General features: G+C 36.4%; 18 protein-coding genes and 1 riboswitch. Of the genes, 8 read left to right on the top strand and 10 right to left on the bottom strand.

What is annotated here, in order from left to right; genetic code table 11:
• Positions 1 to 61 precede the first annotated feature (61 nt).
• Together xylB and xylA are read right to left on the bottom strand one after the other, a co-directional pair.
• Positions 62 to 1,561 (bottom strand): xylulokinase, encoded by a 1,500-nt coding sequence (xylB, locus tag KM885_RS11545; protein WP_216884011.1) that lies wholly within the window; start codon positions 1,559 to 1,561, stop codon positions 62 to 64.
• 84 nt (positions 1,562 to 1,645) lie between these two features.
• On the bottom strand, positions 1,646 to 2,971 hold the full coding sequence (gene xylA / locus KM885_RS11540) for a xylose isomerase (protein ID WP_216884010.1): 1,326 nt from the start codon (positions 2,969 to 2,971) through the stop codon (positions 1,646 to 1,648).
• A gap of 170 nt (positions 2,972 to 3,141) precedes the next feature.
• On the opposite strand from xylA, the gene KM885_RS11535 reads away from it, so the two are divergent.
• Complete coding sequence (locus KM885_RS11535; RefSeq protein ID WP_216884009.1) at positions 3,142 to 3,759, top strand: YesL family protein; 618 nt, start codon at positions 3,142 to 3,144, stop codon at positions 3,757 to 3,759.
• Positions 3,760 to 3,802: 43 nt separating this feature from the next.
• On the opposite strand, the gene KM885_RS11530 is transcribed toward KM885_RS11535, so the two are convergent.
• From KM885_RS11530 to KM885_RS11520, 3 genes are all read right to left on the bottom strand, one after another.
• Complete coding sequence (locus tag KM885_RS11530) at positions 3,803 to 4,624, bottom strand: carbohydrate ABC transporter permease (RefSeq protein WP_216884008.1); 822 nt, start codon at positions 4,622 to 4,624, stop codon at positions 3,803 to 3,805.
• A 14-nt stretch (positions 4,625 to 4,638) separates the two neighbouring features.
• Positions 4,639 to 5,517 carry a carbohydrate ABC transporter permease gene (locus tag KM885_RS11525; protein WP_216884007.1) on the bottom strand — a complete coding sequence of 293 codons (879 nt, stop codon included), beginning with the start codon at positions 5,515 to 5,517 and terminating at the stop codon, positions 4,639 to 4,641.
• Positions 5,518 to 5,635: 118 nt separating this feature from the next.
• Positions 5,636 to 6,943 carry an extracellular solute-binding protein gene (locus KM885_RS11520; RefSeq protein WP_216884006.1) on the bottom strand — a complete coding sequence of 436 codons (1,308 nt, stop codon included), beginning with the start codon at positions 6,941 to 6,943 and terminating at the stop codon, positions 5,636 to 5,638.
• A 162-nt stretch (positions 6,944 to 7,105) separates the two neighbouring features.
• Here KM885_RS11520 and KM885_RS11515 point away from each other — a divergent pair, with 162 nt between their 5' ends.
• Positions 7,106 to 8,302: an ROK family transcriptional regulator gene (locus KM885_RS11515; RefSeq protein ID WP_216884005.1), complete on the top strand. Its 1,197-nt coding sequence runs from the start codon at positions 7,106 to 7,108 to the stop codon at positions 8,300 to 8,302.
• 129 nt (positions 8,303 to 8,431) lie between these two features.
• Complete coding sequence (locus KM885_RS11510) at positions 8,432 to 10,045, top strand: glycoside hydrolase family 43 protein (RefSeq protein WP_068674197.1); 1,614 nt, start codon at positions 8,432 to 8,434, stop codon at positions 10,043 to 10,045.
• Positions 10,046 to 10,089: 44 nt separating this feature from the next.
• On the opposite strand, the gene KM885_RS11505 is transcribed toward KM885_RS11510, so the two are convergent.
• Together KM885_RS11505 and KM885_RS11500 are read right to left on the bottom strand one after the other, a co-directional pair.
• On the bottom strand, positions 10,090 to 11,076 hold the full coding sequence (locus KM885_RS11505; protein ID WP_216884004.1) for an inorganic phosphate transporter: 987 nt from the start codon (positions 11,074 to 11,076) through the stop codon (positions 10,090 to 10,092).
• 13 nt (positions 11,077 to 11,089) lie between these two features.
• Entirely contained in the window at positions 11,090 to 11,707 is a 618-nt protein-coding gene (locus tag KM885_RS11500) for a DUF47 domain-containing protein (protein WP_216884003.1), read from the bottom strand.
• Positions 11,708 to 11,973: 266 nt separating this feature from the next.
• Between KM885_RS11500 and KM885_RS11495 the strand changes: the two genes are divergently transcribed.
• The 5 genes from KM885_RS11495 (at position 11,974) to KM885_RS11475 (ending at position 16,705) form a co-directional block, all read left to right on the top strand.
• A complete protein-coding gene (locus tag KM885_RS11495) occupies positions 11,974 to 13,599 on the top strand; it encodes an ATP-binding protein (protein WP_216884002.1) in 1,626 nt (541 codons plus the stop codon).
• Between the two features lie 4 nt (positions 13,600 to 13,603).
• Positions 13,604 to 14,326 carry a response regulator gene (locus tag KM885_RS11490; protein WP_047186810.1) on the top strand — a complete coding sequence of 241 codons (723 nt, stop codon included), beginning with the start codon at positions 13,604 to 13,606 and terminating at the stop codon, positions 14,324 to 14,326.
• 172 nt (positions 14,327 to 14,498) lie between these two features.
• Positions 14,499 to 15,836, top strand: a complete 1,338-nt coding sequence (locus KM885_RS11485; RefSeq protein WP_216884001.1) for a CitMHS family transporter — start codon at positions 14,499 to 14,501, stop codon at positions 15,834 to 15,836.
• A gap of 302 nt (positions 15,837 to 16,138) precedes the next feature.
• Positions 16,139 to 16,396: a hypothetical protein gene (locus KM885_RS11480; RefSeq protein WP_047186808.1), complete on the top strand. Its 258-nt coding sequence runs from the start codon at positions 16,139 to 16,141 to the stop codon at positions 16,394 to 16,396.
• 27 nt (positions 16,397 to 16,423) lie between these two features.
• Positions 16,424 to 16,705 (top strand): hypothetical protein, encoded by a 282-nt coding sequence (locus tag KM885_RS11475; protein WP_216884000.1) that lies wholly within the window; start codon positions 16,424 to 16,426, stop codon positions 16,703 to 16,705.
• Positions 16,706 to 16,774: 69 nt separating this feature from the next.
• On the opposite strand, the gene KM885_RS17920 is transcribed toward KM885_RS11475, so the two are convergent.
• The 3 genes from KM885_RS17920 to KM885_RS11465 all read right to left on the bottom strand — a co-directional run bounded on the left by KM885_RS17920 (position 16,775) and on the right by KM885_RS11465 (position 19,725).
• Positions 16,775 to 17,035, bottom strand: a complete 261-nt coding sequence (locus tag KM885_RS17920) for a multicopper oxidase domain-containing protein (protein ID WP_338113678.1) — start codon at positions 17,033 to 17,035, stop codon at positions 16,775 to 16,777.
• Positions 17,036 to 17,037: 2 nt separating this feature from the next.
• Positions 17,038 to 18,249 (bottom strand): multicopper oxidase family protein, encoded by a 1,212-nt coding sequence (locus KM885_RS11470; protein WP_244986997.1) that lies wholly within the window; start codon positions 18,247 to 18,249, stop codon positions 17,038 to 17,040.
• Positions 18,250 to 18,360: 111 nt separating this feature from the next.
• Positions 18,361 to 19,725, bottom strand: a complete 1,365-nt coding sequence (locus KM885_RS11465; protein ID WP_216883999.1) for an amino acid permease — start codon at positions 19,723 to 19,725, stop codon at positions 18,361 to 18,363.
• A gap of 162 nt (positions 19,726 to 19,887) precedes the next feature.
• Positions 19,888 to 19,966, bottom strand: a riboswitch (glycine riboswitch).
• Positions 19,967 to 20,251 lie beyond the last annotated feature (285 nt).

The following is a 20,251-nucleotide window of genomic DNA, read 5'->3' as shown; positions in this document are numbered from 1 at the left end:
TATGCAGAAATAGGCTATCCCACTTTTTATGTTGCGTTCATTCTGAGATAGCCTTCTACTTTTACTTCCGATATTCCATTAATCTCTGGTTCAGTTCACTGGTCTCACCATAAACTGTTTTGTAAATAGCAAACAATTCCTTATATCTTTCCACATTTTCTGGAATTGGTTGATATACTTTATCTTCTTTCAAAAATTCATCGGCACATTCCTTCAATGAATCAAACCATCCACAGCCATATGCCGCTAGCATAGCCGCCCCCATCCCAGGACCTTGTTCACTTTGAAGTTTTACAATCTTAGCATTAAATATATCTGCCTGCATTTGTAGCCAAGATTCATTTTTTGCTCCTCCACCAATTGAAATTACTGTATCAATGTTTTTGCCATTTTCCCTGAAGATTTCTACGGATTCATTTAAAGAAAAAGTAATCCCTTCTAACACCGCACGAGCAAAATGCTTTCTTTCATGGGAAGCATCCATTCCAATAAAGCTTCCACGAATATTAGCATCTACATGTGGGGTTCTTTCCCCAACAATATATGGAGTGAAGATTAATCCATTGGATCCTACTGGAACAGAATCTATATCTGCTAGTAATTCATCAAAACTAATTTCTTTTGCAAATGTATCCTTAAACCAGGATAGACTGTACCCTGCTGCAAGAGTGACTCCCATCGTATAAAATACATCTGGTGCTGCATGATTAAAATAGTGAACTTTACCTTCAAAGTTCTTGTCACCATTTGCTTCATAGGATAAAACAACACCAGAAGTTCCTGTACTTGCTAGTGTTTTTCCATCTTCTAGTATCCCTGAACCAATCGCACCACATGCGTTATCTGCACCACCGGCAAAAACACGTGTTGCAGTGCTTAACCCTGTTGACTCTGCAATCTCTGCAGTGATGGTTCCTACCTCATCATGAGAGCCAACAAGTGGCGGGCAAATTTCCGGATTAATGCCTAAAATATTACAGATTTCCTTACTCCACTCTTTTTCAGCTACATTCAATAATAATGTTCCAGCTGCGTCTGAGTATTCCATATGCAACTGGCCTGTTAATCGATAACGTACATAATCTTTTGGTAAGACAAAGAACTGAGCTTTATGAAAGATTTCCGGTTCATGATTTTTTACCCAAAGAATTTTCGGTAAGGTAAATCCTTCTAAAGCAATATTCTTCGTAATATGAAGCAAGCGTTCTCTACCAACACGTTCATATATTTCTTCACATTCTTTTGTAGTACGTGTATCATTCCAAAGAATTGCATTGCGAAGTACTTCCTTGTTTTCATCAAGTAGAACCAATCCATGCATTTGACCAGAAAAGCTCAATCCTTCAATATCTTCAGGATTTCCATCAAATGATGTTATTAGTTCAGAAATACCAACAATAGTCTGTTCAACCCAATCATTTGGATTCTGTTCACTATAGCCTATCTTTTCTTGAAATAATGGATAGGGTTTAGAAATTTCGTTCGTTACTTCTCCATGTTGATTCACTAATAAAATCTTTACCGCACTCGTTCCTAAATCTACTCCGATGACATATTTCATGTTTAGCCACTCCTCAAGTTTATAAAGTGAAACACATACAGCAGGATTCCTGCTGCATGTGATATGTTTTGTTAAAAATGCCGATTATTCACCAGCAAATGTCGTTAGTAAATATTGATTAATCGTAGCTTTGATGCGTTCTAGTTTACCAGATTCGTTTTTAATTTCAGTTAAGCCTAGGGCATGTTCTTCGAGTTTATGGAAATCTGTGTTTCCTTCCACAATGTCAAGACCGATACCCTCTTTATAGCTTGCATAACGGTCTTCTACTACATCTTCTAGTACTTTATCATCAATTAAACGTTGAGCCACTTTTAATCCTACGGCAAAGCTGTCCATTCCTGCGATGTGCGCATGGAATAAATCATCTGGAGTAAATGATCCACGGCGAACTTTCGCATCAAAGTTCAAGCCACCACGGCCAAGTCCACCATTTTTCAAGATTTCATACATTGCTAATGTAGTTGCATAAAGATCTGTTGGGAATTCGTCGGTATCCCATCCTAGTAATGGATGTCCTTGGTTTGCGTCCACAGAACCTAGCATATTGTGAATACGTGCATAACGTAATTCATGTTCAAATGTATGACCAGCTAGTGTTGCATGGTTTGCTTCAATATTAAATTTAAATACATCTTCTAAACCATAATTTTGTAGGAAGGCATAGCCACTTGCCACGTCAAAATCATATTGATGTGATGTTGGTTCTTTTGGTTTTGGTTCGATTAGGAATTGGGCATCAAAGCCAATTTCTTTCGCATAATCTTTCGCCATATGGAAGAAGCGGCCAAGATTGTCCATTTCTAGTTTCATATCTGTATTTAATAGGGTTTCATATCCTTCACGTCCACCCCAGAACACATAGTTTTCTGCACCTAATTCTTTCCCAACTTCTAAACCTTTTTTCACTTTCGCGGCTGCATAAGCGAAAACATCTGCATTGCTTGATGAACCTGCCCCATGGACGAAACGAGGATGACTAAAATTATTTACCGTATTCCATAGTAATTTAGTTTTGCTATCTTTCATGTAATCTTTAATCATCGCAACGATTGTATCTAAGTTCTTGTTGGATTCTGCCAACGTGTCCCCCTCAGGTGCGATGTCCACATCATGGAAGGCAAAGAATGGTGCGTTTAGTTTTTCAAAGAATTCAAATGCTGCTTCAACACGTGCTTTGGCACGATCCATGCCTTGGTATTTATCCCATGGGCGGATGGCAGTACCTGTCCCGAATGGATCTGATAAATCCTCTGTAAATGTATGCCAGTATGCGACACCAAAACGAAGAATTTCTTCCATCGTTTTTCCGCCGACTGTTTCTTCTGGATTATAAAATTTAAATGCTAATGGATTGTTTGATTTTGGTCCTTCATATTTGATGTTGTTGATACTATTAAAATAAGTCATTATTACATTACCTCCGATTCGTTAATTATCTTACCACAAAGTTCATCTATTGAACAAACAAAGTTGTGTATACGTACTCAATTAAAGTATAATTGACATGCTTATTAAATATTACATATCAGACAGACTAATTATATATTTATATGGAACTACACTAGGAGGATACCTTTATGAATAGCACATACTCAGCAATTTATACCATATTAGAATGGATCACGAAATTTGCCTATGTGAATCTTTTATGGATTCTTTTCACCTTGGTTGGTGGGGTTATCTTTGGTTTTTACCCATCTACCATAGCCATGTTTGCCATTGTCAGAGACTGGCTGCGTGGCAATCCCGACTTACCTGTATTCAAGACATTCTGGAAATACTTTAAAAGAGACTTTATCAAGAGCAACATACTCGGAATACTGTTAGACTTGATTATTATACTAATTGGGTTAGATTTATTCTATATTAAATCTAACAATAATGATCTATTATCATTCACCTATATTCCTTTATTTGCCTTTATGCTTATTTTCTTATTATTTATCTTTTACTTATTTCCAGCCTTTGTGCATTTTCAACTTAAAATCCCAAAGTTGATAAAAAATTCCTTTTTAATTATGTTAATTAGTCCACTTTACACCTTTTTAATTGTCATTTGCTTAGTTTCTGTTTACTTTATCATGAGAGCAATTCCAGCTCTATTCTTCATCTTTGGTGGTACAACCTTTGCCTTTTTTACAACATGGCTTTGTTTATACGCCTTTGATAGAATACAAGCGAAGCAGAATAATTAGGAAGTAACCAACACCTCATCACTTGCATGGTGAGGTGTTCTTATTAACCTTTCACCGCACTCGCTGTAATACCTTCCATAATCTTGTCACTAAAGAATAGGAAAGCAATAATGATAGGAAGTACACTGATAACCAATGTAGCCCCGATTGCGCCCCAGTCAGTCATATACTGTCCGATAAAGTTTTGAATCCCTACTGTTAATGTTTTATATTTATCAGAGCTTATAAATGTATTAACAAATACGAATTCATTCCAGTTATAAATCATGTTGATGATAACTGTTGTAGACATAATCGGTGCCGATATTGGTAAAATAATTCGGAAAAACAATCGATGAATCGAACTTCCGTCAATAATTGCTGCCTCTTCAATCTCTCGTGGTATGGTTGTATAGAACCCGAGTAAGATCATAACAGTAATTGGTAAGTTATACGTTACATACGTAATGACGATGGATAACGGATTATCAATTAAGTTTACATTTAAAAACATGTTATATAATGGAATCAACGCAGAGTGAATTGGGATCATAAGACCAACCATAATTAATCCTAAAACAAGACCACTCATTTTCCATTTCATTCTTGTTATCGCGAATGTTGCCATGCTTGCAACCAAAATAGTTAGAACTGTTGCAACAACTGTAATCCATATACTGTTCCAGAAATAGGTTCCAATTCCACCATCAAATACTTTTAAATAGTTTTCCCATTTAGGATCAGTAGGAAAAGCAAATGGATTACCAGCAAAGATTTCCTGATTTGTTTTTAAAGAGAACATGAATAACCATAAAATCGGAAATATTTGGAATACAGCAACAAGCCCTAAACAAACATAAAGTAGGATATAACCTATTCGACGCATGCTTTGAACCTCCTTTAATATTGAATCTCATCTTTGCTTTTAGTTAATTTCTGAATAACTACCGTAACAATCAAAGTTATGATTAGTAATAAGAACCCTATTGCACTACCATAGCCAAAGTCATAACTTGAGAAGGCTAATTTATACATATAGGACGCCATTACTTCACTAGCACCGTTTGGTCCGCCACTCGTCATTACATAAATTAGGTCAAAGTATTTCAACGATCCAACAATAGATAAGACAATGGTCACTTTAAATACATTCATAATTAGAGGAACTTTAATCTTTAATGCGATTTGCAGTGGTGTTGCTCCGTCAATTTTTGCTGCTTCAATTAATGATTCTGGAATATTTTTTAGTGCAGCATAATAGATTAAGATATAAAACCCAGCATATTGCCAGATAATTGGAATAAAGATAGCATATAGTACAATGTTTGGATCAGCTAACCATGCTGGTGGGTTGTCAACTCCAAACCACATTAAAATGCTATTCAACATACCATTTGAGGGATTATAGATTTTAATCCATAGTTGCGCAATAGCAACAGAAGATAAAAGCATAGGTATCAAATATATTTTTCTCAAAAGGTTTGCACCTTTAATTTTCGAAGCTAATATTAATGCAACTGCTAAATACCCTATTAAACTGATTGCAGAAAACAATGCTAGTAAAAAGGAATGTAATGTACTTTCCCAAAACTTTGAATCTTGCAATGCAGCGATATAATTATCTAAACCAATAAATTCCATCGCCCCTATACCATCCCAGTCCATTAACCCGAAATATCCGGACAGAATTAATGGAACAACAATAAGTACTGCAATTAAAAGGAGGGCAGGAAACGTATATAGGAAAATTATCCATTTATTGGACATTACTTTATTCATATCACTCAACCCCATAATTTTATTAAGAGTGGAAAAGGACTATCCATTATTTAATAAGGATACGTCCTTTTCTATTTCAATTAATTAAATGAATTACAAATCTAATCGATGAGTTTTATTACTCTGCTGCAAGTGCATCTTCTTGCGTCTTCGCAAATTCTTCTGGTGTTATTTCGCCACCAAATAGTGCTTGAATCATATCTAAGTGTACTTGTGCTACATCAGCACTCATTTGAACGTCAGCATATAAAGTAATATTCGTTGCTGAGTTTAAATCATTTAAAACATCTACATACATTTGTGGAAGATCTAGAGAATCGACATTAACTTTTGTAGCAGGAATAATTCCTACATCCGTTACTGCTCTTTCTCCCCATTGTTGTACAAAGTAGGAAGCAAAAGCCTTCGCTTCTTCTTTAACATCAGAGTTTTCCGATACAAACAGACCTACACCAGGGCCACCTACATAACTATTTGTATCTCCTTTTCCATCTACAGTTGGGAATTTGAAGTAACCAACAGAATCTCTAAATTCTTGTGGAACATCTTCGTTTGTTGTAAAGTTTGGTAGATCCCAAGTCGCAATTAAATACATTGCTGCTTGTTCTCCCATAAACATACTTTTTGCTTCTTCATCAGCAAGACCATTAAATCCTTGAACAAAGGAATCTTCATCTACTAATTTTTGAACCTCATCAGCAGCTTGAACTAATGCTGGGTCTTCAAAAGATCCTTCACGCTCAATTGCTTTTGTTAATACATCTTCATCTCCGCCAAGTCTATTAGCTAAATACATATACCACATAGAACCTGTCCATGCATCTCTATTACCAAGCGCAATTGGGTTTACACCGTTTTCATTTAAAGTTGCGACAATTTCTTTTAATTCATCTAATGTTTGTGGTTCTTCTAATCCATACTCATCAAATATTTTTTTGTTATAGAAAATAGTAGAAATATTTAATTCTAATGGTAGACCATAAGTTGTACCATCCACAGCAAAAGCTTCTGTCGTTCCTGATACAAAACTATCAGATAAATCGCTTTCAATTATGTCATCAAGTGGTGCATACATATTACCTTTTACATATGGTTCCATATATCCAGCTGCCCATGTCATACCAACATCAGGCAATTCATCAGAAGTAGAAAGAACTTTTATTTTATCTTTGTATTGCTCGTTACTTAACACTTCTAAATCTATCTTAATGTCTGGATTTTCTTTCTCGAAATCTGCTATGATTTCGTTTACAACTTTGTAGTGTTGAGCAGAACTACCCTCTGGCCATAAGTGCATAAATTTTACAGTTTTAGCACCAGAAGCAGACTCACTTTCTTTCTCTTCATCCCCTCCACCACAGGCAGCTAGCATTACTACTGAAACTAGAAGTACCGCAAATAGTGTAATCGCTTTCCTTAAATTCATTACGAAACCCCCTCAGGATTATTTTTTTTGCTTATTTCTCATAAGCTTGTTTTTATAATAGCAAAAACAACAACGTTTGTCTAGTGGATGAACAAAGTTTAATTTTGTGTTAAAATGATGTCATGCTATACTATTTAAAAATCGGAGAAAGAGTGGAAAGTCATGAGGCAGAACAAAACGTGGAACCAACATGTTGTGAAAAAGGAAAACAAATCTTTAGTGCTAGAGGAAATAATAGAAAACTCCCCTATTTCAAGAGCAGATATTGCTAGTTCAACCGGTTTAAATAAGGGAACGGTATCATCTCTAGTAAATGAACTACTGGATGAAAAATTAATAAATGAATCTGGTCCAGGTAAATCAAGTGGTGGAAGAAGACCAGTTATGCTACTCTTTAATCAAGTAGCTGGTTATTCCATAGGTATTGATTTAGGCGTTAATTATATCTTAGGGATATTAACCGACTTAAAAGGTAATATATGCTCTGAGAAGAAGGTATCATTTAACAAATTAACGTACGAGGAAATGGTTGAGGAATTGTACGAAATCATTGACGCCCTTGTCGCTTCTACCCCATCAAGCCCATATGGAATAGTAGGAATTGGAATTGGTGTTCCAGGAATAGTAGACAAAGATAAGAAAATCTTACTTGCTCCAAACCTAAATTGGAGAAACGTAGATTTAAAAGGAATATTACAAGAAAAATACAACATTCCTGTTATCATAGAAAACGAAGCAAACGCTGGAGCGTATGGTGAGAAAAAATTTGGAGTTGGAAAAAACCATAATAATATTGTCTATGTAAGTGTTGGTATTGGGATTGGTGTTGGCCTTATTTTAAACGGAAACCTGTATAGTGGAAATAATGGCTTTTCTGGAGAATTGGGCCATATGACGATTGAAGTGAATGGAACAAAATGCAGCTGTGGAAATCAAGGTTGCTGGGAGTTATATGCTTCGGAAAAATCTTTATTACTAGATGCAAAACGGTCTGACTTACAAAATACAGAAGATTTCAGCCTAGAAACAATTATTGATCGTGCTAATTCTGGAGAATCTGACTCTATACACTTATTTGAAAAAACCGGAAAATATTTAGGTGTAGGTATTAACAATATAATTAATATATTTAACCCTGAACAGGTTATTATTGGTAATCGTATGGCAGAGGCCGAAAAATGGATAAGGAAACCATTAATTGATTGGATTAAAAATCAAACGTTATGGTTTAGCCAGAAAGATCTTAAAGTAGACTTTTCCAACCTATTAACTCACTCAACCGCATTAGGAGTTGCAGCCTTTTCTGCTGAGGACTTTTTATATCATAATATATACAATGATGACATTTCAGTAATTTAAATTGCTTCATAAATAGCATGATAGTATAGCATTGTAGTCTCTGGTCTATTTAAACCTAATAGACCTTCTATTTTTCACATTAAGTAAGGGTTTTCTTTAATACTAAAAAATTGACCGAGGTGAAGGTACATGTCAACAATACAAAATCCAATCTTAACAGGGTTTAACCCAGATCCTAGCATTTGTCGTGCAGGTGAAGATTATTATATTGCGGTATCCACATTTGAATGGTTCCCAGGAGTAGGAATCTACCATTCTAAAGATTTAAAAAACTGGCGTTTAGTTTCTAGACCATTAAACCGTTTAAGTCAATTAAATATGATGGGAAACCCAGATTCTGGTGGTATTTGGGCTCCAGCGCTTTCCTATAGTGATGGTAAGTTCTGGCTCATTTATACAGATGTTAAAGTAACGGAAGGACAGTGGAAAGATAGCCATAATTACCTTGTTACTTGCGATACAATTGATGGTGAATGGTCCGAACCAATTCACATAAATAGCTCTGGGTTTGACCCTTCTCTATTCCACAATGATGATGGAAGAAAATATTTCCTAAATATGCTTTGGGATCATCGCATCGGCAATCATAATTTTTATGGTATTGTACTGCAAGAATATGATGCAGAAAAGCAAAAGCTTGTTGGTAAAAAAGAAGTTATTTTCAAAGGTACTGACATAAAATTAACGGAAGCACCGCATCTGTACAAATTGAATGGCTATTATTACCTGTTAACAGCAGAAGGTGGCACCAAGTATGATCACCAAGCAACCATTGCACGTTCCAAAGACCTTTTAGGGCCATACGAAGTACATCCTGATAACCCATTAATCTCATCTTTTGCACATCCAAGAAATCCATTGCAAAAAGCAGGGCATGCGTCTATTGTACAAACACACACAGACGAATGGTTCTTGGTTCATTTAACAGGCCGTCCATTACCAAAAGAAGGACAACCTTTACTAGACCCACGCGGATTTTGCCCACTTGGCCGCGAAACTGCGATTCAACGGTTAGAGTGGAAAAATGCTTGGCCTTATATCGTTGGTGGAAACCAGCCTTCCCTAGAAATAGAAGGTCCAACTATTGACGAAGTAAAATGGGAACCCGATTACAATGAAAAAGATGATTTTGATTCGGATAAACTAAATTTAAATTTCCAAACCTTACGAATTCCTTTAGGAGAGAACATTGTTTCATTAAAAGATAATCCAGGCCACTTACGACTATATGGTAGGGAATCTTTAACTTCTAAATTTACACAAGCTCATGTAGCAAGACGTTGGCAGCACTTCAACTTCACAGCAGAAACAAAAGTAGCATTCAAACCAGAATCCTTCCAGCAAGCTGCTGGGATCGTCAATTACTATAATACAGAAAACTGGACTGCCCTTCAGATTACTTGGAATGAAGAAAAGGGAAGAGTACTTGATCTAACAACATGTGATAACTTTACCTTTAATCAACCTCTTCAAGGTAATGAAATTGTGATACCTAAGGACGTGGAATATGTTTACCTTCGCGTCGATGTGAAAACGAACATTTATCAATATTCGTATTCCTTTGACGGTGACAATTGGGAAAGGATCCCTGTAGAATTCTACTCCTACAAACTATCTGATGATTATATCCGTGGCGGTGGATTCTTCACCGGCGCATTTGTTGGGATGCAGTGTCAAGATACTTCTGGTGAAGGAAAGGCTGCAGACTTTGATTATTTTGTTTACAAGCCTGAAGAAAAATAGGTTAAAAATACCCTAAGCATATCGGTATGCTTAGGGATTTTTAATTAAAATAGATTTAAAACAAAACAGAATAGTCCACCTAAAATAGCTGAAATTGGGAGGGTAATAACCCAAGTAATGACCATCCGCTTCGCTACTCCCCAGTTAACTCCTTTAACACGATGCGATGATCCCACACCTAGAATTGCTGAGGAAATAACATGGGTAGTACTTACAGGTAAATGAATTAAAGTTGCCCCAAAGATTACAGCAGCACCCGTCAAATCAGCCGCTACCCCATTCACTGGGCGTATTTTCATAATTTTACCGCCGACAGTCTTAATAATTCTCCAACCACCAACTGATGTTCCAAGCGCCATTGCCGTGGCACAAGAAAGTTGAACCCAGAAAGGGACATCTGTTGTATCATGTAAACCACCGACAATCAATGCCATCGTGATAATCCCCATTGATTTCTGGGCATCATTTGTCCCATGTGCATAGGATTGAACGGCTGCGGTTAATATTTGTACGCTACGGAACTGTTTATTTGTCTTGGCAAGATTAGCATTTTTAAAAAGAACTTTAATAATGGCATAAATTAAGTAACCAACAACAAATGCGATAATCGGTGAAAGAAGAAGTCCCTCTAAAATAGATAAAAATCCACCGAAATGAACAGCTTGAAGACCAGCTGCAACAATCACAGCACCAGTAATTGCTCCAATAATGGCATGGGATGAACTACTCGGAATTCCAAAATACCAAGTAATTAAATTCCAAGCAATCGCAGCAAATAAAGCACCCAGAATGACAGTTAGGCCGTTTTCTAACTCGAAAGGATTCGCAATTCCACTTGTAATCGTCTGTGCAACACCTGTAAACGTTAACGCACCTACAAAGTTCATGACAGCAGCAAGGATAATTGCCCTTCTTGGCGACAATGCTCTTGTTGATACAGATGTTGCAATGGCGTTAGCAGTATCATGGAAACCATTGATAAAATCAAATACTAATGCAGATATGACTATTAATATGATGACTAATTCCATTGGTTATCCCTCATTACGCGTTTTTCATCATAATACTTTGAAGTGTACTCGCAACATCCTGACAACAATCAGCAATATCCTCCAACGTATCGTATATTTCTTTATATTGAATGACCTTAATTGGATCCTTTTCATTTTGGAAAAGGTCTTTTAATGAGTCGTGATACAAACTATCACATTTACTCTCATAATCCTTGATTTGAATCGCATGGCTTTCCAAATCCTTTAATCGCCCATTTGCTAATAACTCTATGGAAGTTACTATTTCCTTGGAACATTTATGAATAAATTCGGTAAATCTATTCATAAATTCATTGGATGATAAAATTTGGAAGATCTCCATATAAGCGGTGAATTCCTCCATTCCATCAACAATATCATCCAAATTCATCGTTAATTGAAGGATATCTTCCCTTTCAATCGGTGTAATAAAAGTTTCATTTAAGTCTTTGATGATTGTATGTACCTTATCATCTGCAATCGATTCGTACTCTTTGATTTTTTCTGCAAACTCCTTAAGTGTTTCTGCATCCTTTACTTTATACTCTACAAAGTACTCCACTGTGTTGTCTAGATGTTTAGCAAAATCCACTAAATAAAGTAAAAACTTATCAGGCGCTTTTTTGAACATGCTATATCCTCCAATATACATCCCTAATTTACGTTTTTTTATCTTCCCCATTATTATGAATAACATGTAAAATAGGGTGCTAAAATGTCTAAAATGGAATTACCATATAATATTACCATTACCTTTCAAAGAAGTTAAAGAAAGATGACTTCCAGAAGTCATCTTCTTTAATTTTTTTCAGCTAGTAGGAATGGAATCTATCCCCATGACACCTGAATTGCTATAATAGATATATATTCATTCAAAATTTGAGGTGTCATCCATATATGGCGAATACGAAGCGAAATATAAGGAAAATTGGCATATACCCGAAAGTAAAGTTTAATTTAAAGTTGAAAATGATAACGCTAATAAGCTTATTACTTGTCGGAATATGTATTACTTTTGCCTTATTTCTACATCATTTCCTATCAAAAACGATTGAAGATCAAATGGGCAAAAGAGCACTAAGCGTTGCTCAAAGTATAGCAAATATTCCGGAGATAAAAAATGCCTTTTCTTTAGGGGATCCCTCACTTGTTATTCAGGATATTGTCACTCCTATACAAGAAGAAGTTGGTGCTGAATTTATTGTTGTAGGCAATAGGAACGGGACAAGGTATTCACATCCAGATGCTAATAAAATTGGCAAGAAAATGGTCGGGGGAGACAATGATCGGGCTTTGTTACATGGCCAATCATACATATCCAAAAAAGAGGGGTCGCTTGGTTTATCTATTCGGGGAAAAGCACCAATATACGCTAATCAAGAGATTATAGGTGTCGTATCTGTCGGTTTTCTAAATGATAGTATTCAAGATATTATTACCAATCAGAGTAAGTCCATTTGGTATACATTAGGCATTATTGTTCTAATTGGAATTATAGGCGCTATTATTATTTCCTATCATATAAAAAGATTATTGTATAATATGGAACCAGAGGAGATTTCTCATTTGTATTTGCAGAATGAAGCTATTTTACAGTCCACACATGAGGGAATTATTGCGATTGATCATAACGGATTTATCACAACCATCAATTCAGCCGCAATGCAAATTCTCCAATGCAAACAAGATTATGATTATAAAAAGACTTCAATCAAGCAAATCTTACCAGCAATTACTGATTCTAGGGAAGAGATATTTCATGATAGGGAAATGGTTCTTGGTGACCAAGTCGTATTAGTAAACCAAACACCCGTGTATTCGGAAAATGTTATTACGGGAGCAGTCATTACTTTTCGTAAAAAAAGCGAACTACAAAAAATAACCGAAGAATTATCTCGTATTAAGCAATATGCAAACGCGCAAAGAGCACAAACACATGAACATTCTAATAAACTGCATATTATACTTGGCTTATTGTTAAACAATAAAATAAAAGAAGCCATACATTTTATTAAAAAGGAAAATAACCTGCAAAGTGAAAGATTGAAATTTTTAACAGAGAATGTAACTGATCCATTGATACATGCTTTATTACTGGGGAAATCCAACCAAGCACTTGAGCTTGGAGTTACTTTATCGATTAATCCTTACAGTCAGCTAACATATAAACTTTCGGAAGCTCAACAGGATGCCATCTTAACTTCTTTAGGCAACATCATTGAGAACGCATTCGAAGCAGTGAAGAATAATATGGAGAAAGAACGCAAAGTATCTATTTTCTTTACAGATATCGGAAAAGAAGTTGTATTTGAAATAGAAGACTCTGGAGCAGGGGTTGAACAAAAGGATATTCCCCACTTATTTGAACAAGGATTCTCAACTAAACCGGGAGTACATCATGGTACAGGATTAGCATTGTCCAAGCAAGCGGTATATGCCGTAGGTGGGGAGATTATTTTAGAAGAAGCGGAATTAGGGGGAGCTTATTTTATCATTAGCATACCAAAGGAACTAGGGGGATAAACAAATGAGTCAAAATTTTTCTGTACTCATCGTGGAGGATGATTTTAGAGTAGCTGAAATTCATCGGCAATATGTTGAAAAAGTAAATGGATTTAAAGTCATGGATACGGTTAATAGTGGAAAAGATGCGTTACATTTTCTTAAAAACACAAAATGTTTACCTGATTTAATTTTATTGGATATTTACATACCTGATGTGGAGGGTGTTAACCTCTTTTGGGAAATTCGTAAAACGTATCATGAAATTGATATTATAGTTGTTACAGCAGCAAAGGAAGTAGAAACCATTCAGGAGACGTTTCGTGGTGGGATTTTTGACTTTATAGTTAAACCTTTTGATAACATACGCTTTGAGCAAACACTATTAAGGTATAAAGATTTCCGACAACAATTAGAATTAAACAAAGAATTGAGTCAGAAGGAGATTGATCGGATTATAGGTTTTCAGGAATTACCTAATTCTGCCACGATAACGACAACAAATCTACCAAAAGGAATTGATTCTATTACATTAAATGAGATTAATCGTTTATTTAAGGAAAAAAACATAGAAGGAATAACTGCTGTAGAGCTCAGTAAGCAAATTGGGACAAGTCGTTCCACTGCACGAAGGTATTTAGAGTATTTGGTTTCCATAAATAAGATTGAAACAAAACTTATTTATGGAAGTGTTGGAAGACCAGAACGCAGATATATTCTCCGTGAAACTTATGAACAAAATGAGTAATATATAGTTTATTCTACTTATGGATAAATTATTTACCTCCTTCCTAAACTTGTGTTATTTTCATATTAATCTAAACTTTTAGGAGATAGTTCTTGTCCGTGTAACTTGTAAACGCATTCAACGTAGATGCTAATTATGTTATAAGTAGGGATTATCAGAAGGGGGAGACAATATGAGTCTTAGTTTAATTGGTTTTATTATTATTTTAGTTATTGTAGCTTTGCTTATTAGTGGTAAAGTAACTCCAATTGTTGCGATGGTTTTACCACCAATTATAGGGGCCCTTATAGCTGGGTTTACATTTTCTGAAGTTGGCACCTTTTTTGAGGATGGCGTAGCATCTGTAATCTCTGTCGCCGTCATGTTTATATTTGCCATTATTTTCTTTGGAATTATGCAGGATGTTGGTCTATTTGACCCGATGATTAATAAAATGGTCGCCCTTTCAAAAGGGAATGTGGTCATAGTTAGTGTAGTAACTGTTCTTATTGCGGTAGTTGCTCAATTAGATGGATCCGGAGCCTCTACTTTTTTAATAACGGTTCCAGCACTTCTACCAGTATATAAACGTTTAAAAATGAATCCATATCTACTGCTTTTATTAGTAGCTGGAGCTGCAAGTATTATGAATATGCTCCCTTGGGCAGGGCCATTAGGCAGAACCGCTTCTGTTCTTGGTATAGATGTAACCGATTTATGGAGGCCACTTATACCAATTCAATTGATTGGTGTTGTTCTAATGATAGTTTTAGCTGTTTTACTTGGGATGAGAGAACAACGTCGAATCATTAAGAATTATGGATCCTTAGAAGTTGCGGCAGCCACCGAACAAGTAGAATCTGATCCTTACACGGATAATTCAAATGCCCCTACGGAAGAAGGAAATTTAGCTCGACCAAAATTACTTTGGGTAAATGCTATACTTGCTTTAGCTGTTATTGGTGTACTCGTATCAGGCATTATCCCGGCAGGATTAGCGTTTATGATAGGGGTCAGTATTGCATTACTAATTAATTTCCCTAATGTTAAAGATCAAATGGCAAGAATTCAAGCTCATGCTCCAAGTGCGCTAACAATGGCGTCCATCATTCTTGCAGCAGGCTTATTCTTAGGAATTCTTAACGGAACAGGAATGCTAACAGCCATAGCAAATGATGTAGTTAGTGTCCTTCCTGGGGTAATTGCACCTTACTTGCATATCATTATTGGTATTTTGGGAGTTCCATTTGATTTATTATTAAGTACGGATGCCTATTACTTTGCTTTATTCCCTGTCGTAGAACAAATTGCAACAGGTTTTGGTGTAGACTCCTTATCGACAGCATATTCCATGATTATTGGAAATATCGTCGGTACATTTGTCAGTCCTTTAGCACCGGCGGTTTGGCTTGCACTAGGGTTGTCAGGATTAGAAATGGGACGCCATTTACGCTACTCCCTATTTTGGATGTGGGGTCTTAGTCTTGTCTTATTAGCAATTGCTGTACTTATCGGTACCATTCAAATTTAATACTGGTGGACAAATTCACCCTTCCACTTTTCTTAAGAAAACAAAACCTTCGGTACGAAAGCGCATAACTACAGAGAGTAGGTTCACTCCTTGTAGCTATGTGCTTTATTTATTTAGACAAGGTATCTTTCCCCATAACACTTAAAAATTCTTAGATTAAATGTTTATTTTAAATTGGCTAGACTGTTTGGAAAATGCAATACCTATGCCTTTTATTTAGTTTTTACTCAAAAGTTTACCAATCTAAATAAGGTAAAACCCAATACCTTTGTTTTTCTAATTATGAAGCAGGAGGGTTTTTCATGTCAGACAAGGATAAAGATAAATTAGAAGAAACAAACAATTCCAGGATAAACTTTTTGAAAAACTCTGGTTTAACCGTTGGGGGCCTTGTTGTTGGTGGGGCGCTTGGTGGCTTACTTGTTGGAAACAATGAGCCAGAAACAGAAGTGAAAACAGATCAGACCCAGGCAACTAATCCAAATGTCGGGATAATCCTTCCTTTTATGACTAAAATTTTGTTTCTTGCACAAATTAAGCATATCAATCAATTTTTATAGTAAAAGGATGATAAAAATGATAAGTAAATGGAAAAAGCTTCTAGCGGCATTCTATCTTTAGCCTTTTTAGCAGGCTGTAATATGAATGAAGACAATAACCAAGAACAGGAAACAAATGACCCGGAAAACGTAGATTATCGACCCGTCAAATATGATGATGAGACAAACACAGATGAAATTAACGAGGATCATATAAGAGATAAAGAACAGGGCGCACATAACGAAAACCCTCAAGAAACAAATATGGAACTTGAAAAGGGTAGTAAGGCGAATTTGATAAAAATCGTGGTGCGGAGTAAATTTATTTAAGGCCGCCAATGATAACATATTGTCATTGGCGGCCTTTTTTCTTAAGTTTTATTTACCATTTTTCAAAACTTAATGACCATTATGTGGATGTTCCACTCCATCATCGCGAAGTTCAGTTGGTGCTTGTGATTCTGTTCCGGGTTCTACAAGTAAAAATTGCCCCATCATTCCTTCATCTTCATGCTTTAATAGATGACAATGATACATAAGCGGGTAATTAAGATCCGTATAGTTCCCAAATTCCACAGCAATTCTAACGCTTGCTCCATGAGGGATGAACACAGTATCTTTTCTTCCCCTTGCGTACTCTGGAGGCTCTTTATCGTTAATATCTAGTACTCGGAATGCTGCATCATGAATATGGAATTATGCTCCGAGCCAAAGTTGTGAATTTCCCATATTTCCTTAGTACCTGCTGGAACCACTTCATCAATACGATACATATCCATCAATTTGTCATTAATCTCGTTCTCCATCGTCAGTTTAAATTGACGTACCTTCGCATCTGCTGGTACCTCGATTGGCTCTATGCTAGAAAGTTGCTTACTAATTGGGGATGACCCTGTTAATTCGGAATCTGCTACTATTTTCAGCAGGTCAAACTCACCATTTGTAATTCCAGCTCCACTGCTATAACTACGAAGAATAGTCTCCTCTTCCGGTTCAAATGCCACGACAATTTCCGCACGTTCCCCCGGGCTTAACATGAAACGCTCTAATGTAACTGGTTCATTTAGGAGACCAGCATCATTTGCTACTAGTTGGAAAGAACGACCATCTGTAAAGCCAAAATTGTATGCTCTTGCATTTGAACCATTTAGCAGTCGAAAACGAACTTGACTAGCCGTAACTTTAAGAAAAGGGTCATATGTCCCATTCACGAGTATTTCATCACCAAGCATCCCATAGGGTGTATCGTCATCCTCGGATAATTGCCCATCACTAGTAAACAATTTATCTTGCACGATGAGTGGGATATCGTCTACCCCATAATTAGAAGGTAGTTTCTTAAAATCCTCATCATCGATGATAAACATTCCTGCAAGCCCCCGATACACATGTTGCGCTGTTTTCCCATGCAAATGAGGATGGTACCAAGTAGTGGCAGATGGCTGATCAATTGTCCAATGGGGTGACCACGTCTCTCCTGCTTCAATCATCTGATGTGGGCCTCCGTCCATAGCTGGAGGTAGCATCATTCCATGCCAGTGCAAAGTTGATGTTTCTCCCAATTTATTTACTACATCAAACGAAACTTTATCACCCCTTGAAACCCTAATAGTAGGACCAAGATAGGAACCATTAATCCCCCATGTATCCGTTATTTCACCTGGAAAAAACTCTGTAGTTCCTGGCTCCATCGTTAGGGAAAAGTGCTTCGTGCCATCGGATTCTATGGTAGGTTCGAGAAGTTCCGGTATTTTTAAGGCTTGTTGAAATTCTAATTTCCCCACATTTGTTACTGTTTCGTTACTATTACAACCAGCCAATCCGAAGACAAGTAATAAACCGAATGGAACTATTAATCTCCTATATAATTTCAATTTCTGCTTTACTTCCTTTCTATTCCGTAAAAAAAGAACCACAAGGACAGGTTCACTGTCCCAAAATTACTTATACAGACCGAGACAATGTACTCTGTCCCTATATCCCTGCTAAGCTGATAATTTTATATCTTTTTCTTTTTTTCCTTTAAATAAGTACAAAGTAAATAAAATAATAAACCATAGAGGTGTTAACAATAAGGCTGGCCGTGTTTCTTTGGCCACTAGCATAATGATAAGAACCATTGCAAATAATATTAGTACCGCATAATTAACAAATGGCGTTAACGGTGCTTTAAATGTTGATTTTGCCTGTAACTTAGGACGTTGTTTCTTATATCTTAAATGGCAAACTAAAATCACACCCCAAACCCAAATAAAACAAATGGCACTGATGGTTGTCACAATTCCAAAAGCCTGCTCCGGAATTAGCTTACTCAAAAGAGCACCTACAGATACGACGATGGTGGATATCCATAATGCATGACTTGGTACGTGATTTTTATTTAATTTCGTCATTTTAGAAGGTGCTTGTCCATTATTGCTTAGACTAAAGAGAATTCGACTCGTTGAAAACATTCCACTGTTACAAGCAGATGCCGCAGAAGTTAATACGACAAAGTTAATAATTCCAGCAGCAAGTGGAATTCCAATTAAGCTGAACGTTTTAACAAAGGGACTTTCCGACGCATTTAGTTCCGTCCATGGATTAATAGATAATAGAATGATAAGTGCACCCACATAGAAAAAGAGAATTCTAAATGGTATTTTGTTAATCGCTGATGGAATATTTTTTTCTGGATTAGCTGTCTCTGCTGCAGATACACCAACTAATTCCACACCGACATAGGCAAACACAACCATCTGGAATGAAAGTAAGAAACCTGAAACTCCATTCGGAAATAGCCCCCCATGCCCCCACAGATTATGAATCGTTACTATTCCAGCATCTGTCTTAGAGCCCATTACTAGCATGATCACTCCGATACCAATCAATGCGAGAATCGTAACAACCTTGATTAAGGCAAACCAAAACTCCAATTCCCCAAAAAGTTTTACAGTAAGTAAGTTCAATCCTAATAAAATGACCAAACATACGACAGCAGGTATCCATTGTGGAATATCAAACCAGTACCTTACGTAGACACCGACTGCAATGATATCAGCCATAGCCGTCATAATCCAACAAAACCAATACGTCCAACCAGTTACGAACGCTATCCGAGGTCCTAGGTAATCCTGAGCAATATCTGTAAGTGATTGATAACCAGAATTTGACAACAGAAGCTCCCCAAGTGCCCTCATTACAAAAAAGAGTGCCATTCCTACGATTAAATATGCAAATATAATAGATGGACCTGCAAGTTGGATGGCTTTACCTGATCCTAAAAACAACCCTGTACCAATCGTACCGCCAATGGCAATTAATTGTACATGCCGACTTGCTAAATCCTTCTTTAATCCTTGTTGTGCCAATGATATCTCCTCCAAAAAAATTTGTTTAGCCTTTCAATGTGAAATAAGGAGCAGATAAAAGAACATTAAAAAAAGAGATTGGAAGTCCTCCAATCTCGTGGTCATAAGAATAGTAAATACCATTTGTTACGCTAGCAATCGTTAGCTTAACAAATACATATTTATTACTCTTCTGTCCTTTTGCCTGAGATTGTGAACCCTTCGGCGCCGCTAACCAAGCGGTCTCTCCAGAAGCTGCTCCCGCTATAGTGTGACCCATAGCATTCATAGCTAGCTAATTATTAAATTATCTTAAAAACTAGAAACTGTTTCTTAATAATAGTAAATTGTAAAACTGCTAGTACCATTTGTCAATAGTAAATTTTTTTACCCATCCTTATAACCCCCTATCTATTCTAGTTTGTTTTTGCTATAGTTTAATAAGTGAACTACCCCCTCTTACCACCCTCACGGGTTGCTTGAAGTGGGGGCTTCTTGGGTAATCGCCACTTTTGGTAGCTGACGAATTTGACCAAGCTAACCCTCT

Origin of the sequence: Oceanobacillus caeni (genome assembly GCF_019037185.1) — a bacterium.
GTDB lineage: Bacteria > Bacillota > Bacilli > Bacillales > Amphibacillaceae > Oceanobacillus > Oceanobacillus caeni.
Note: the sequence above shows the minus strand (reverse complement) of the source record. Positions and strands in the feature narration are given on the sequence as shown.